General features: G+C 60.4%; 17 protein-coding genes and 1 tRNA gene. 5 read left to right on the top strand and 13 right to left on the bottom strand.

The window, feature by feature from the left end; translation table 11 throughout:
• Nucleotides 1-187: 187 nt before the first annotated feature.
• From IPF49_12490 to IPF49_12475, 4 genes are all read left to right on the top strand, one after another.
• Entirely contained in the window at nt 188-760 is a 573-nt protein-coding gene (locus IPF49_12490; GenBank protein ID MBK6288428.1) for a hypothetical protein, read from the top strand.
• Between the two features lie 68 nt (nt 761-828).
• A complete protein-coding gene (locus IPF49_12485) occupies nt 829-1,203 on the top strand; it encodes a hypothetical protein (protein ID MBK6288427.1) in 375 nt (124 codons plus the stop codon).
• Nucleotides 1,204-1,966: 763 nt separating this feature from the next.
• Complete coding sequence (locus IPF49_12480) at nt 1,967-2,314, top strand: hypothetical protein (GenBank protein MBK6288426.1); 348 nt, start codon at nt 1,967-1,969, stop codon at nt 2,312-2,314.
• Nucleotides 2,315-2,499: 185 nt separating this feature from the next.
• Entirely contained in the window at nt 2,500-3,123 is a 624-nt protein-coding gene (locus IPF49_12475; protein ID MBK6288425.1) for a cation transporter, read from the top strand.
• 39 nt (nt 3,124-3,162) lie between these two features.
• On the opposite strand, the gene IPF49_12470 is transcribed toward IPF49_12475, so the two are convergent.
• From IPF49_12470 to IPF49_12440, 7 genes are all read right to left on the bottom strand, one after another.
• Entirely contained in the window at nt 3,163-3,549 is a 387-nt protein-coding gene (locus IPF49_12470; GenBank protein ID MBK6288424.1) for a DUF3703 domain-containing protein, read from the bottom strand.
• Nucleotides 3,550-3,604: 55 nt separating this feature from the next.
• Nucleotides 3,605-4,519, bottom strand: a complete 915-nt coding sequence (locus IPF49_12465) for a cation transporter (GenBank protein MBK6288423.1) — start codon at nt 4,517-4,519, stop codon at nt 3,605-3,607.
• Entirely contained in the window at nt 4,519-4,836 is a 318-nt protein-coding gene (locus IPF49_12460; protein MBK6288422.1) for a P-II family nitrogen regulator, read from the bottom strand. The genes IPF49_12465 and IPF49_12460 overlap by 1 nt, the downstream gene beginning before the upstream one ends.
• Nucleotides 4,833-7,982, bottom strand: coding sequence for a CusA/CzcA family heavy metal efflux RND transporter (locus tag IPF49_12455; protein ID MBK6288421.1), 3,150 nt, complete (start codon nt 7,980-7,982; stop codon nt 4,833-4,835). Before IPF49_12455 ends, IPF49_12460 begins: the two co-directional genes overlap by 4 nt.
• A gap of 12 nt (nt 7,983-7,994) precedes the next feature.
• Nucleotides 7,995-8,963, bottom strand: coding sequence for an efflux RND transporter periplasmic adaptor subunit (locus tag IPF49_12450; GenBank protein MBK6288420.1), 969 nt, complete (start codon nt 8,961-8,963; stop codon nt 7,995-7,997).
• 29 nt (nt 8,964-8,992) lie between these two features.
• A complete protein-coding gene (locus IPF49_12445) occupies nt 8,993-10,183 on the bottom strand; it encodes a TolC family protein (GenBank protein MBK6288419.1) in 1,191 nt (396 codons plus the stop codon).
• A gap of 188 nt (nt 10,184-10,371) precedes the next feature.
• The gene (locus IPF49_12440; protein MBK6288418.1) at nt 10,372-10,767 is read right to left on the bottom strand and encodes a hypothetical protein; all 396 of its coding nucleotides are present in this window, start codon (nt 10,765-10,767) and stop codon (nt 10,372-10,374) included.
• A 413-nt stretch (nt 10,768-11,180) separates the two neighbouring features.
• On the opposite strand from IPF49_12440, the gene IPF49_12435 reads away from it, so the two are divergent.
• Nucleotides 11,181-11,253 (top strand) — tRNA-Leu (locus tag IPF49_12435).
• A 178-nt stretch (nt 11,254-11,431) separates the two neighbouring features.
• Here IPF49_12435 and IPF49_12430 read toward each other — a convergent pair.
• The 6 genes from IPF49_12430 to IPF49_12405 all read right to left on the bottom strand — a co-directional run bounded on the left by IPF49_12430 (nt 11,432) and on the right by IPF49_12405 (nt 14,544).
• On the bottom strand, nt 11,432-11,785 hold the full coding sequence (locus IPF49_12430; GenBank protein ID MBK6288417.1) for a hypothetical protein: 354 nt from the start codon (nt 11,783-11,785) through the stop codon (nt 11,432-11,434).
• Between the two features lie 57 nt (nt 11,786-11,842).
• Entirely contained in the window at nt 11,843-12,367 is a 525-nt protein-coding gene (locus tag IPF49_12425; protein MBK6288416.1) for a hypothetical protein, read from the bottom strand.
• Between the two features lie 327 nt (nt 12,368-12,694).
• Complete coding sequence (locus IPF49_12420; protein MBK6288415.1) at nt 12,695-13,201, bottom strand: hypothetical protein; 507 nt, start codon at nt 13,199-13,201, stop codon at nt 12,695-12,697.
• A 318-nt stretch (nt 13,202-13,519) separates the two neighbouring features.
• Nucleotides 13,520-13,654: an SDR family oxidoreductase gene (locus IPF49_12415; protein MBK6288414.1), complete on the bottom strand. Its 135-nt coding sequence runs from the start codon at nt 13,652-13,654 to the stop codon at nt 13,520-13,522.
• 261 nt (nt 13,655-13,915) lie between these two features.
• Nucleotides 13,916-14,323: a type II toxin-antitoxin system death-on-curing family toxin gene (locus tag IPF49_12410; GenBank protein MBK6288413.1), complete on the bottom strand. Its 408-nt coding sequence runs from the start codon at nt 14,321-14,323 to the stop codon at nt 13,916-13,918.
• Nucleotides 14,320-14,544 (bottom strand): AbrB/MazE/SpoVT family DNA-binding domain-containing protein, encoded by a 225-nt coding sequence (locus IPF49_12405; GenBank protein ID MBK6288412.1) that lies wholly within the window; start codon nt 14,542-14,544, stop codon nt 14,320-14,322. Before IPF49_12405 ends, IPF49_12410 begins: the two co-directional genes overlap by 4 nt.
• Nucleotides 14,545-14,625: the final 81 nt, after the last annotated feature.

Genomic DNA, 14,625 nt, shown 5'->3' with positions numbered 1-14,625 from the left:
CCGCCGCTTCCCCGACTCGCACCAGTGCCGGTGCAGCCGAGCCCCCACCCCAAACGCCACGCTGCAGCCCCGCTCGCCGTGCAGGAGCGCCGTACAGGGCCCAGTCAGGGCTACCCCACCGGAGCGGACCCGCGCGGCACCTGCCCGCCCAGGGAAGTGACTTCGCAGTACCCCATCCCGCCCCCTTATGAAAGCACCTCTGGCTTATCCCCGCCTCGTTCGCACGGCAAAGCACATTCCGCAGCACCCTGCGAAACACCCTTCCATCAACCACACCGCCACTGTCCTGAGCTTCGTGCTCGGGGTGGTGGCAATCCCCGCCTATTTTTTTCATTGGAGCAACCTTATGACGTCAAAGCACCAGCCACCGTCTGACCGAGAATTCTTTGCCCATCTGCGACGCTCGGACCGAAGCATCCGCACACTGCAACGAGAGGCGGACCGAGAATCGAAGCTGCTGAAGGAAATTGGGTACTGGCAGGACATCCTCGACGCCTACCCCCCGGAATCGGCCGAGTACGAGCAGGCGATGGCGCACATCCTGCGTTTGCTGGACAGCCCCCCTCACCAGGACACCTGGCGCGATGAACTCGCCGACGGCTGGAACGACATGGTCTGGACCATCAAGGAGGCAGCGTTCACTTCGCTCCAGATCCTGTTGATCGTCGTGTTCAATATCATCTGGTGGGCGTTCCTGATCATCGTCGCGCTGCCGATCGTGTGGGACTGGTTCTGGCAGCTACCCCCGGGCTTGCAATGACGTAGCCAAGCCGCGATGTGGGGCGCACCATGGAATACATTAGTCGCCTCGTGACACAGCCTATCGCCATGGATCCCCACGCTCCCTGCCCTTGCCACCACGGCGCCTCTTACGGCGTCTGCTGCAAACCCCTGCACGATGGCCAAGCAACGCCCACCGCTGACCGCCTGATGCGGAGCCGCTATGCCGCATACGTGCTGAAGCTTGATTCCTACCTTCTAGCCACGTGGCATCCATCAACGCGACCGTCGTCTATCGATCTGGACACTCCGAAATGGCTGGGCCTGCAGGTGAGGCATCACCAGGAGACCGGAGACACGGCGACCGTCGAGTTTGTGGCCCGCTACAAGGTCGGAGGCAAAGCGCATCGACTGCATGAGGTCAGCCGATTCATCCGGGAAGACGGACGCTGGTATTACGTGGACGGCGAATTCCCGGGGTGATTCCGCAATAGCCCTTGAAGCGGCATTGCGCTTTGGCATTTCCCAGGACGCGGACCCCGATATGCGCGACCCATATGGGTCAACCTTGAAACGCCACGATTTATCCTTTTTCCGATACATGCCAACGACTTTGCGGCTTGCCCTGCAGAGCCCGTCGGAGGTTAACTTCATCAAGGAGGCAATCCATGCGCCACCGTCTACTCGTAGCTCTCGTGCTGACCTTCGGACTCACCGAAACCGTATGGGCGGAATCTGGCGACGCAATGCCGCGCGTCGGCAAGTCGTGTCCGTCGGGCTATCACAAATCCGGCGAGTACTGCGTGCAGGGGAGCGACAGGGCCAAGCCTGCCATCGAGCGCGCGGGGAAGTCGTGTCCTTCGGGGTATTACCGATCAGGGGATTACTGCATGGCTGGTTCGGAGAGAGCTAAGCCGGCTATTGAGCGGCAGGGATCTTCATGTCCGCGCGGTTATTACCGGTCTGGTGAGTACTGCGTGCAGAACCGCTGACAGGGGAACGCAAATGCGGCGTATCTGAGTTCGGCCATGAGGGGGTCATTCAAGCGCAGCCCCCAATGGCTTATTGACGCTGGCACGCGTGGCAATTCAATACCAGCAGCAACACCCTGCCCGCACCATTTTGACACATCCGCCAGTTGCATTTTTTCGCCTCTGCAATTGCGTTCGTCATATAGTCGTCTTAGGCTTGATGACCCGAATGTAGACGGGGTTATTGATTGGTTTCGCAACGCGAGGTGACACACATGAAAGCCATATACGCATGCCTTCTCGTCCCAGTGTTGATGTCCTTGTCCTGTCTTGGCTTGGCTCAGTCCGGCACGCCTGCAAGTCCCAGCGCCGAACCGACGCAAGTGCAGATGCAAGCGATGCAGCAACAAATGCAGACGATGCAGGCTCAGATGAACGCGATGATGAACGCCAAGACGCCGGAAGACCGGCAGGCCGCCATGAACGCTCACATGGCTACCATGCAGGACCATATGCAGTCGATGCATCAGATGGGCTGCTGCGGCCAGAAGGGCATGAAGGATGGGCACATGCAGGGCGGCATGATGATGGGAGATTGCATGCACGGGAACACCACGCACTGAACAATCATTCTGCCGACGCGTAAGATGATGGACTTCGGGGTGACTCGCTGTCGCCCCGAGGTTGATTTTGTGACCTGGGCTAGTGGTATCGCCAGCGGAGCTCGGAACCTTGCTGGTATTGAGGTTCCTGTGGGCCGTGGAATGTTCCGTGAATCAGCCTCATCAAGGGCACACAGGGGTAAGTCATGGCGTCCTGCTGCGAGAACAACTGCGCGATAGAGGCATTGCGCACGCGACAAAAGAGCACACTGACCACGGTGCTGTGGATCAATGCCGTGATGTTCGCCGTGATTGCTCTTGCCGCGCTATACAGCAAATCGACTGCCCTGCTTTCCGACAGCCTGGACAACCTGGGTGACGCGCTGACTTATGCACTCAGCCTGTACGTCGTATCCCAGAGCATCGAAGCAAAAGCCCGTGTCGCCTTGTTCAAGGGCGGACTCATTTTCCTCGGGGCATCCGTTGTCGTGGCGCAGGTGATCTGGAAACTGATTTACCCTGTCATCCCCTCGTACGAGCTCATGAGTGTCTTCAGTCTCGTCGGTGTGACGGCCAACGGGGTATGCCTCTGGCTGCTGTGGCGTCATCGCAGCGATGACATCAACATGAGTTCGGTTTACGAATGTTCCCGCAACGACATCGCATCGAACTTGTCCGTGTTTGTGGCCGCTTTCGGTGTCTGGATTTTCCAGTCCGGCTGGCCCGACATCATTGTGGCGTCTTGTCTGGCAGCCCTGCTCTTGAGATCGTCTGTTCGCGTACTGCTCGGTGCCGTTCAGGAACTTAGGCAGCAGCCAGCGACTCCGTGAGCGCAGGACGCTCGTGATCGATGGAGGCGCAAGCGAAAGTCACCCCTTGCCAGGATCACCTTGCTCGGGGGTGGATTCCGGCCCGCGCCCTGCAATGATGTCGCACACATCGGGCTGGATCGGCAGGCGCTTGAACATGCTTATATCGGTGCCCCCGGTATTGCCCGTTGGAACGACCCCGACCGCAGAGCCAAGTGCACCAAGCACGATACGAAAGACCTGTCCGATCACCGCGGCCGGTCGATGCCGTCGCAACTCTACTTGAAGCATTAACCAGTGGCTCCGTACGTGCGGCAATACGTAAACCTGCCCGATGACATGTGCACGCTCCAAATGAGCAAACGAGGACTCGAGCTCGCTTCGCGCCATCAAGGCTTTCGCCTGCGCGATCTCGAATTCATACGCGGCCTTCTGTATGGCATTCATGACTAATGTCCCCTTCGCGATTACAGGCTTCGCGCATAACCTGGTCTTTCCGCCGTCAATGCTCCCTGGTCGTGCATGCGACGTGCTCCAGCTGCACGGTTACGTGATGGATGCCGAATTTCGTGGAAAGATGTGAGCATACTGCAGCGACGGCGAGGTCTGCGGGTACGGATTCGGCAAACTGAACGTGCAGTGTCATGTGCGGTTCGTCCGAGCCAATCAACCACGCATGGATGTGATGCACATCGCAAACGCCGGGAACGGAATCCATCAGCGAGTCCCGAATGCTGGTCGCATCGAAGGTATCCGGAGTGCCTTCCAGCAGAATATGCGCGGATTCGCGGCTGATCTTCCATCCGGTACGAACGATCAACAACGCCACCGCCAGCGAGAGCAGCGGGTCGGCCTGTGTCCAGCCCGTGGCCATAATCACGCCGGCCGCGGTAATCGCTGCCACCGAGCCGAGCATATCCCCGACGACATGCGCCAGCGCGCCCCGGGTGTTGAGGTCCCCGCCACCCCGCAGCACCAGAAATGCGAGCACGTTTACCAGCAAACCGGCGATCGCCACCGCCAGCATCGGCCCCGCGAGGATGTGCGGGGGATCACGCAGTCGTTGCACGGCCTCGATCACGATCCAGGCCGCGATCAGCAGGAGCGACAGACCGTTCACGAACGCCGCCAGCACACGGGCTCGTCCGTATCCGTAGCTGCGCCTTTCATCCGCGCCGCGTCGGCTGGTCGCAGCGGCGTACAGGGCCAGCCCGAGCGACGCGGCGTCGGTCAACATGTGACCGGCATCGGCAAGCAGGGCCAATGAGCCGGTCCACAGCCCGGCGAGCACTTCCAGCCCCATGAAACCTGCCGTAAGCGCCAAAGCCAGCCGCAGTCGTCGATCGGAGGCAACGCCACTGTGATCGTGCCCCGCGTGATGACCGTGACCGTGCCCACGAGCTCCTCTGGTGCCCATTAGGGGCCCCCGATCGGTAACGCCTGCTCTACCGAGCTCACATACACATACCCGGAGATGTGCGGGCCGACACGGCCCACCTTGCGGATGATTGCGGTTACCTCGTCGACGTCCTGGTCCTCGACAACCAGCGACAGCCGCACTTCGGAGATAACCAGGCCGCTGGCCTCCGTGGAGTATTCCTGCTCATTTTCGGTGATTGGCTTGAGCATGCCCTTGACGTCGTGCAGCGTGAGATTTCGATAACCGGCATCCGCGAGCGCCTCGACAACGGGCGCGGTGCGAACGTGGTGGATAAAGGCCTTGATCAGTTTCATGCGGGAAGCTCCTCAGGGACGAGGGTGATTGCATTTGCTGCGCGTTGCGGGCGCCAGGCCATGCGATACAGGCCTGGCAACACCAGCAATGTCAGCAGCGTGGATGACAGGATTCCGCCAATCACGACGGTGGCCAGCGGGCGCTGCACTTCCGCACCGGTGCTAGTGTTGAGCGCCATAGGCAGAAAGCCGAGAGCGGCGACCAGCGCGACCATCAGAATCGGCCGCAGGCGCAGCATCGCACCCTCGCGGATCGCTGCCTCGATGTCCGCGCCGTTGGCCAGGCGGTCACGGATAGCCGAGACCATCACCACTCCGGTCAGCACCGCGACGCCGGAGAGGGTGATAAAACCCACGCCAGCCGTGATGGACAACGGAATATCGCGCAGCCACAGTGCAATGACGCCACCGGTAAGCGCCAGCGGCACACCGCTGAACACCAGCGCGGCGTCCTTGGCCGAACCGAAGGTCATCATCAGCAGGACAAAGATCATCACGAGTGTCATTGGCACCAGCAGCGTCAGGCGCTCCGTCGCGGATTGCAGCTGCTCGAAGGTGCCTCCGTAGGCGAGCCAGTACCCGGATGGCAGCTTGATCTGCTCTGAAATTTCTTGCTGCACATCGGCCACGAAACCGCCCAGGTCGCGCCCACGCACGTTGGCAGACACCACCAGACGGCGCTTGCCATTCTCCCGGCTGATCTGGTTCGGGCCGGGGGCGAGCTTCAGGCTTGCCACTTCGCCCAGCGGCACGTAGCCGCCTTGTGGCAAGGCGATGGGAAGCTGCTCCAACGCCACCAGATCGCTTCGCAGATGCTCCGGCAAGCGCACCACCAGGGCAAATCGCTGGTCGCCCTCGAACAACTGGCCCGCCTCCTCGCCGCCGGCAGCCGCAGCGAGCACGTCCTGCACGTCGGTGACGTTGAGGCCGTAGCGGTAGAGCGCGGCGCGGATGGGCTCGACGGACAGCACCGGCAGTCCCGCCACCTGTTCGACCTTGACGCCTTCCGCGCCGGGGATGGTGTTCAGCAGTTTGGCGATGGCATTGCCGGTTCTCAGCAATTGATCGAGATCATCGCCGTAGACCTTGATGCCCAGATCGGAACGCACGCCGGAGATCAGCTCATTGAAACGAAGCTGGATCGGCTGACTTATCTCGAACGCGTTGCCAGGCACCGCTTCCAACCGCTTTTCGATTTCCTCGGCCAATTCCGCTTTGGACTTGTCCGGGTTGGGCCAGTCCTGGCGATCCTTCAGCATCACGTAGCCGTCGGAGATATTCGGCGGCATCGGGTCCGTCGCCACTTCTGCCGTGCCGACCCGGGAGAAATAGGTCTTCACCTCCGGAATTTCCCTGAGCGCGCGTTCGAGCTGGAACTGCATCTCGAGCGACTGCGTCAGGCTCGTTCCAGGGATGCGCAGGGCCTGCACCGCGAGGTCACCTTCATCGAGGCTGGGAATGAACTCCGAGCCCAGTCGCGTGGCCATCCAGCCGCAGTACATGACAAACAGGATGGCGCCTGCCACAAACGGCACACGCAGTCTCAGCGCAGCATCCAGTACGGGTGTGTACAGGCGCTTGGCATGACGCACGATGAAGTTGTCCTTCTCTTCGATTCTTCCACTCATGAATAGCGCGACAGCCGCCGGCACGAAGGTCAGCGACAATACCAGCGCAGCCAGCAGGGCCATGATCACGGCCAATGCCATCGGCCGGAACATCTTTCCCTCCACGCCGATCAGGGCGAGCAGCGGAAGGTTGACCAGCACGACGACCAGCACGCTGACCAGGCTGGGCGTGAACACCTCACGCGTCGCGACAAAAACAACGTGGAATCGCTCCTCCATGGTCAGCAGTCGCCCTAGACGATGCTGCCGATCCGCAAGACGCAGGATGCAGTTATCGACGATGATCACCGCGCCATCCACGATCAGGCCGAAGTCCAGAGCACCCAGGCTCATCAGATTGGCGCTTACCTTGGTCTCGACCATGCTCGTCATGAGCATCAGCATCGACAGCGGGATGACCATCGCGGTGATCAGCGCCGCACGCACATTGCCCAGCATAAGCAGCAACACCGCCATGACGAGGATGGCCCCTTCGAGCAGGTTCTTCTGCACCGTGGCGATGGTCTTGTCCACCAGCACCGTGCGGTCGTATACCGTATCGGCCGTGATGCCTGGCGGGAGCGTCTTGTTGATCTGCGCGAGTTTGGCCGAGACGGCCTTGGACACGGTACGGCTGTTGTCGCCGAGCAGCATCACCGCCGTGCCGAGCACGGTCTCCTCACCGTCGCGGGTTGCCGCACCCGTGCGCAGCTGCTTCCCGAAACCGACATCCGCCACGTCCCGCACGGTGATCGGCACCCCGTTGCGGTGAGCGACGATGACCTTTTCGAGGGCCGGAATGTCCGCGACCTGGCCCGGGGAGCGGATCAGGTACTGCTCGCCATTCTTCTCGATGTAGCCCGCGCCAACATTGGCGTTGTTCTTCTCCAGCGCGTTGACGACGTCCTCGAATGTCAGGCTGAAGGCCAGCAACCGTGACGGGTCGGGCGTGACGTGGAACTGCTTCTCATAGCCGCCGATGGTGTTGACTTCCGTCACGCCCCGCACCTGCCGTAGCTGCGGGCGAATCACCCAGTCCTGCAGCGTGCGCAATGCGGTGGCATCGTACGGCTTGCCGTTGGGCTGCCGGGCGCTCTCATCCGCGTGGACCGTGTAGAGGTAGATTTCACCCAGACCGGTGGCGATCGGTCCCATCATCGGTTCGAGCCCACCGGGCAACTGGCTCTTGGCCTGCTGCAGCCGCTCGTTGATGAGATTACGGGCGTGAAAGATGTCAGTCCCTTCGTCGAATACGACCGTCACTTGTGACAGTCCGTAGCGGGAGAGCGAACGGGTGTATTCCAGATTGGGCAACCCGGCGATCGCCGTCTCGACCAGGTAGGTGATGCGCTGCTCGACTTCGAGTGGGGAGTAGCCGGGCGCGCTGGTGTTGATCTGCACCTGGACATTGGTGATGTCCGGCACGGCGTCGATTGGCAGGCGCTGGTAGTTCCAGATGCCAAGGCCGCCGACGGCGAGCACCAGGAACAGCACAATCCAGCGACGGGCGATGGAGAAGCGTAAGAGTGCGTCAATCATGGCGTTCTCCGATCAATGCCCGTGCTCGGCGGAACCCTTCCCGAGTTCGGCCTTGAGGATGAAACTGTTGGCTGCGGCGTAGGTATCACCGCTCTGCAGGCCAGCCAGCACTTCGGAGAACTCGCCATCGCTGCGGCCAAGCGAGACAGCACGCGGCTCAAAACCCTCCTCGCCCTGCACGAACACGACACTGCGTTCCTCCAATGTCTGCACGGCCTCGTTGCGGATGGCGAGTGGCACCGCCGTTTCGGCCAGCGTGACTTCTGCTGTCACATACAGGCCCGGCGCCCAACGGCGATCCGGATTATCCAGCAGTACCCTCGCGGTGATCGTCTGGTTGGCGGCCTGGCCGAAGGGAGCGACATAGACCACTTTGCCGACAGCGGCGAGGCCGGTGTCAGGACTCTTTACGCGCACGTCCTGCCCGACACGCACCTTGACCACATCGCGCGGAAACAAGGACAACTCGACCCATACGGTGGACAAATCGGCGACGGTGAACAGTGTCTTGTCACCGGTCTGCTCGCCTGGATTGGCATTGCGCGCCGTCACGACGCCGGCCAGCGGTGCGGCGATCGCGTAGGTCTCGAGGCTCTCGTTTGCTTCGACGATCGCCAGCTCCTCGCCCTCGCGTACCGGATCGCCGATCTTTTTGGCAACGCTGCGGATCACGCCAGGAAAGCGTGCCGCGACATCGCGCATTCGCTCGGCATTGGGCGCGATTACGCCATAGAGCGGCAGTGCTTCGCGTATGACGGCCGGACCGACCTGGTGCAACTGGATGCCGGCCGCTTCGATTTGCTCTGCGGTCAGTTCGATGTGGCCGCCCTCGTCTTCATGGTTGGCCTCGCCTTCCTTTTCATGCCTGGCAGTTCCCGCATCTGACGATGGGGAGACCGACGTGCCGGAATCCTCCGAGCGACCACAGGCAGAAAGGGCAAGAGGCAACGTAGCTAGCAATAGCAGCATCTTCAATTTCATGGGGATTCTCGCTCGAATAGGGTTCATGCTCATGGTGTGGCGGCAGTGAGCGGCGCGTTGGTCAGACGCTCGATTTCCGCACGCAGCGTGTGGGCCGTGGCTGCCGCTTCGATCAGCGACTCCCGCACCGACAGGTATTCGCGCTGCGCGTCCACCAGTTCGATATAGCTGTAGCGACCTCGCTCGTAGGCATACTCTGTTTCCTTCAGTGCCTCGGCACTGCGCGGCTGGATATCGTCTTTCAATGTCCGGGCAACCAGCGTCGCTTGCGTTATCTGTTGGTGCAGTTCGTAGAGCATGGCCTGCGCACGTATCCGGGCCACGCGTTCTTCCGAATCGACCAGTTCGCGATTGGCCTCGGCTTCCGCCACCAGGCTGCTTGCACGTCGCGCCGAAAAAAGTGGCATGGACGCAGACAGGACGAAGGCCTGGTCGTTCGTGGCCTCCAAATGACGCAAGCCGACTCCCACGGTGAGATTGGGCCTGCGCTGACCCGCGGCAAGCCGAAGCTCCGCGTCACGCAAGCGCGCCTCTGAAGCAAAGCGCAGCAGATCGGGATTGCCGGCAAGACGGGCTGCCAGTTCCGGAAAGTCCCCCGGTGGCGGCAAGGCAAAGAGATCCGCCGCGACGTCGCCAATGCGCTCGCCGTTGATCACTGGCTCCGTTTCGCCCCAGGTTGCCGCAAGTTGACTGCGTGCGGTATCCAGTTCGATACCGGCGCCGCGCTCGTCCAGCAGTGCGCGGTCCAACGCAATCCGCGCCCGATCGAGCTCGGCATGTGGCGACTTGGCGGCATTGACCCGACGCTCGGACGCAACGACGGTGTGTTGCGCCAGCTCGACTGCCTCCCGGCTCAGCTGCAACTGCTGCTGACGCTGCGCCACCGTTATGAAACGACGTGCCACATCGGCCAGAACGTCGAGCTGGGCTGCAGCCCGGTCAATCGTCATGGCATCTCGTCCCGCTTGCCCCAGGCCAATGCGAGATTCCCGCTTGTCGCCCAGTTCGATCACCTGCGACAGCGCAAATGTCGCTTCTGCATCATCGAATCCGCTGGTTTCACCAGTGCCCGCCACGTTTTCGAGATCCAGTGAGACTTCCAGCGCCGGGGGCAGCGCTGCTTGAGCGACGCGGGCATCTGCGGCGCGCAACCGGAATGAAAATGTTTGCAGGCGCGGGTCTTTCTGCAACGCGGCAGCTATGGCTTGCTCCAGCGTCAATGGCGCGTCGGCCGCAATGGCACACGTCGAAGAACCCAGAAAGGCAATTACGAACAGGCATGTGCGCCAGGCACACGCTGATGAATACCGCATTCCAACCTCCCATCAACGCCTCGTCGGAGACGTGATCGCATGGATAGCCCCGCAGCGCACTGCTCAGAGCGCGCTACGGAGAAAACGTCTTCACGTCAGGAGGAGATCGGGAGTGGCGGGCCGCGCAATGGCGGAAGTAGCAGTGAAGGTGAGTCGTGCGCAATGCGCACTGACCGCAATGCAACAAACGTAAGTCGAAGCCGCGGCAGCAGCCACACCATCACCGCGATCGACAGCAATACGGGAAGGTCGTTGAAGGCAGTGCCCAGCCTGGAATACATATCGCTCGTGAGCGCGATATCGGCATCCTGATGTGTCACGTCAAAGCCTGACAGCTCGTGCGCTGAGCCATCCTCGAATGCGTGATAGCTGACTGGCGGCTCGGTGCCGTCAAAGCACAGATGCAAATGGGCTCCACCGACGCGCACGATCACCAGTGCCAAGCAGAGCACGGCGGCGATAAGAGGATGAGGCTTCAATACGTTACTCATGTACGTCAGCACTTTACGCACAAATCAGAAGTCGATGCAATCAATCAATAAGAAACGTCCTATCCAGTCGACTCGACCTAACCGGAAGTTCGAACGCGACCGTGACCGCGCTGTTAGCCGCCACAGCGCTCGCAAGTGTCCACATTTTCACGGAGGCGTCGCTTTAGACGCTGCGCTTATCAAACGTCTCTTTCGCGTCGAACGCAGAGGCTGAATGCGCGGCTGACGGCCCCATCGGTCTGCAGTGAGTTCGGATCGGTTCTGGTTCGGATTTCGGTTTGAGAAAACCGTTACGATTCTTCGGCTTCCGAGCCCCCGTAGCCGCCCACCTGCCAACCAGGTTCGGTATACGCTCGGATTTCGGTTTTTCGGCGGGGATCGATAGAAAAACGCGTTACGTTTCTTCGGCTTTCGGGACCGAACTGGTCATTTTTTGATCGACTCATAATCGGCAGGTCCCAGGTTCAAGTCCTGGTGGGCCCACCATACTCCCTTAGAAATCATGCAGTTGCGGCTATGGAGACCATCCGACTGGGAGTGGTTTCAGGGCGATTCGATTACGTCCCGAGTCGGGAGGTCTGCGCCGGAGTCGGGAGGTCGCCTCGCACCCGCGCTACTGCCAGTTCGCCGGGGAGAGTGGTGCTGCCTCTCCGTACACATACGATCAATTGCGCTTGCCTAACTCAAAAGGATCGAAGAATGCCTGCACATCCGTAAAGGCAGACAGGCTATTGGCGGCCCTAACAAGATGCTGCCTACCAGCCTTCACGTCGCCGGCATCTATCGCCCTCATCCCCTCGATGATGTTGTCACGGACAGTGTTCGCCCAAATTGCATAACGAGACGTCGTGGCTCGGCCGCCGTCCATCTGGTTGAGAACACTGCGATGGAAGCGTGGCCACAAAGGATCAGTACCACCGTCCGAGAATGCTAACGACACTCGGAGATCGGGCTGGCTGTATTGATCAATGATTTCGTTGAGGCGGTCCTCGGTCAGTGGTGGTTGCGTTTCGCTCATGCAGATTTGCCTCGTCTGTACTCGTACCCGCTGATAGTCGAGTTGCAGGCACACATTTCATTCGAAGTGGAACCAGCGGTCAGCAACTTTCCCCAAAAGGACTCGCGAGCAGGAAATCGCGAAATCCTTGGCTGGATGCTGGGTGCTGACGGCGTATCCAACGAACTCGGGATGATCCGCCGAAAACGCGCGCAACCAGTTCGTGTCGTATTCAGAGACTGCGCGCTCATTGTGTTTCCACTCGATGACACTGATCGGGCGCACGGTCGCATCGCCATGCGCATCCCAGCAGGTCATACGCGGCTTTGGCCATATAACGATGTCCTTACAGACCTGGCTCTTGTTACCGCCCTTGCCCGAAAGACCGCGCTGGTCGGAAATTTGCGGCACAGCAACTTCGATCGCTAGCTGCGTCGGATCATAAAGTGCTGAGGATGTTTGGCAGTGTTGCAGGAGGTGGCCAAAGCAGAACAGGCTGATGACCTCGCGCTCCCTGCGGCCGCGCCAAGTACCGCTCGATAGCTCAAGGTGTAGGGACTGGAGCGACCCAGCGACAATCGAATCCAATTCGTGTGCGGTCAAAGCAGAGTCCTTTGATTATGTACTTCCGTGAGGACTATCAGGTTTGGATCGCATGCATCTTCGTCGATAGCGATTGAGTTTAGAAGCAACGACAGGCATTACCGGGCACTATCAATCGGCAACCTGCGGCGCGAACCCCAGGAGGCGAAAGCCACTTATCGGCAGGTCCCAGGTTCAAGTCCTGGTGGGCCCACCATAATCCCTTGAAAATCATCCAGTTGCGCCTATGGAGACCATCCGACTGGGAGCGTCAGCGACCTACTGGGAGTGGTTTTGGGCCCGTGTTCATAGACCCCGAGTCGGATGGTCTGCGTCGGAGTCGGGTGGTCAGAGCCAACTATTCTGACGCGGGGGTGAGGACGCAGACTCGGCTGCCATCGGTGCTTCGTCTTTCAATCGAGTCCACCTCAACCTTGCCCACGCCCAGAACACGATGATTGCGGAAATACTGACGGCCAACTGCAATGGGTCAACCGTCCACCAACCATTCTGCTCGTGCCCCCACAGCTGTAGACCGAACACAAAGACTTGGGGGATTACTACAGCTGGCAGAGCCGACCAGCCCCGAGCCATTGCCCTTTTGCTTATGAGCGGGCAGACAATAAAACTCCAGAACAAAATGCCAAGGAGGCCGCCGCCCACAGCCGCTGGATTGACGGCCTCATAATCCTTAACAATGAACCCGCGCTTATCGGCATGAATCATTTCCGCACCCGACACCGACAGTGAGCGAAACAGCGCGTCACTGAGCTCCGCGCCGTCGCTCTCCCCTACATCAATGCGAATCAATACATCATTGCTGGCTTCCAGAACATTGATCAGAAAAGCATGCAAGACACCACCAGATCCGCCTTCTCCTGTTGATTTTCATCGAATTTGACCCGCCATTTGCGGATTGAGCTGACCTGCCTCTTGGCGAAATTCCGCAAGCTATCCAGGTGCTTGTCATGCCGGCAGTGGGTCAGCCCTGAATGCAAATTTGCGCCCAAATGGGTCTGGATTAGATGCAATTCAACACGCGAGCAACTCTGCGGGATCTTCGGTGCCGCAGGCGGCGCCTGATGCCCTTGTCTGGCAGCGCGGCGACACGCCGACCGGTGCGGGCCCGCGGCCCGACGCGGGGGTGCGCCGCCTCGCCGCCGGCACCCGCCCTCAGGGCATGTAGGCCCCGCCGCTCACGCTGATCAGCTGTCCCTTGATGTGGCCGGAGAGATCGGAGGCCAGGAACAGCGCCAAGTACGCGATGTCCTCGGGGCGGCCGAGGCGCGGGATCGGCAGACCGCTCATGTTGCAGAGCGCGCCTGCGCTGCGACTCTTGTGGTGTTTGGGAGGGGTGCGCCCGCGATCGCGCAGTGTCTGGCCTTTTATAATCCCTATCCGTTGTGGCCTGCTGGGGAAGTGCCCCGGTCACTCCCACTCAATCATTTCCGAGACGCCCAAGTCGTTGTAGATACTGCTGATTCGCAGGTCCGCACAGATACTTTAGCGTCGAGAATGCCGCCAATTGTTCACGCTTGATCGTGCCAATAGGCGAAAGGTGGCGAAAGCCTAAAATGGGTCATCCGCTGCCCCGTGCAGATTTCTCTTGATCCACTCCGCGAACTGCGCTTCGTCAATGCTTCCCGCAGCGAGCGCCAGAATCGATTCGATAGCATCGACCGGCGTCGCCGCCAGTCGATGCCCGTTGATCGCGAGAAACACACCGACTGCGAGGAATGCCGCCCGCTTGTTGCCATCGATGAAGGGATGATTGCGTGCCAGGCCAAACCCGTATGCTGCGGCCAGGTCGGCGAGTTCCTTGCAACCCTCGTAGGTGTGCTTGTTGACTGGACGCGCGAGTGCGGAGTCCAGCAATCCCTCGTCGCGCAATCCGCCGGCACCGCCGAACTGCGCCAGACTCTCCCTGTGCAGCAACAGAAGCGCCCGCTTGTCGATCCAAGCCGGCGCCTTGGTCACTTGGCCAGGACCCTGAACGTGTCCCGGTATTCCTTCATGAAATCACGCCCGGCCTCAAGCTGTGCCTCGATGGCCGGGTCGAAGGGGGTCAACAGATACCCTTCCGGAGTTTCCACGACGTGCAGGGTGTCGCCGCGCTCGACTCGCAGGTGCGTCAACATCTCCTTAGGAATCACTACCCCAGTCGACGTGCCGACGGCGGTCAGTTTGAGCGTTGCCATGTTGAGCGCATCCTAATATACCTATATGCATAATTATGTTGTGGATGGATAGGAATTTCAATCCACTCGTCCGACCCGGTG

The sequence above is a fragment of the Gammaproteobacteria bacterium genome (assembly GCA_016705365.1).
Taxonomy (GTDB): Bacteria; Pseudomonadota; Gammaproteobacteria; order Pseudomonadales; family UBA5518; genus UBA5518.
The sequence above is the reverse complement of the archived record's forward strand: the minus strand, read 5'-3'. Positions and strand labels throughout refer to the sequence as shown.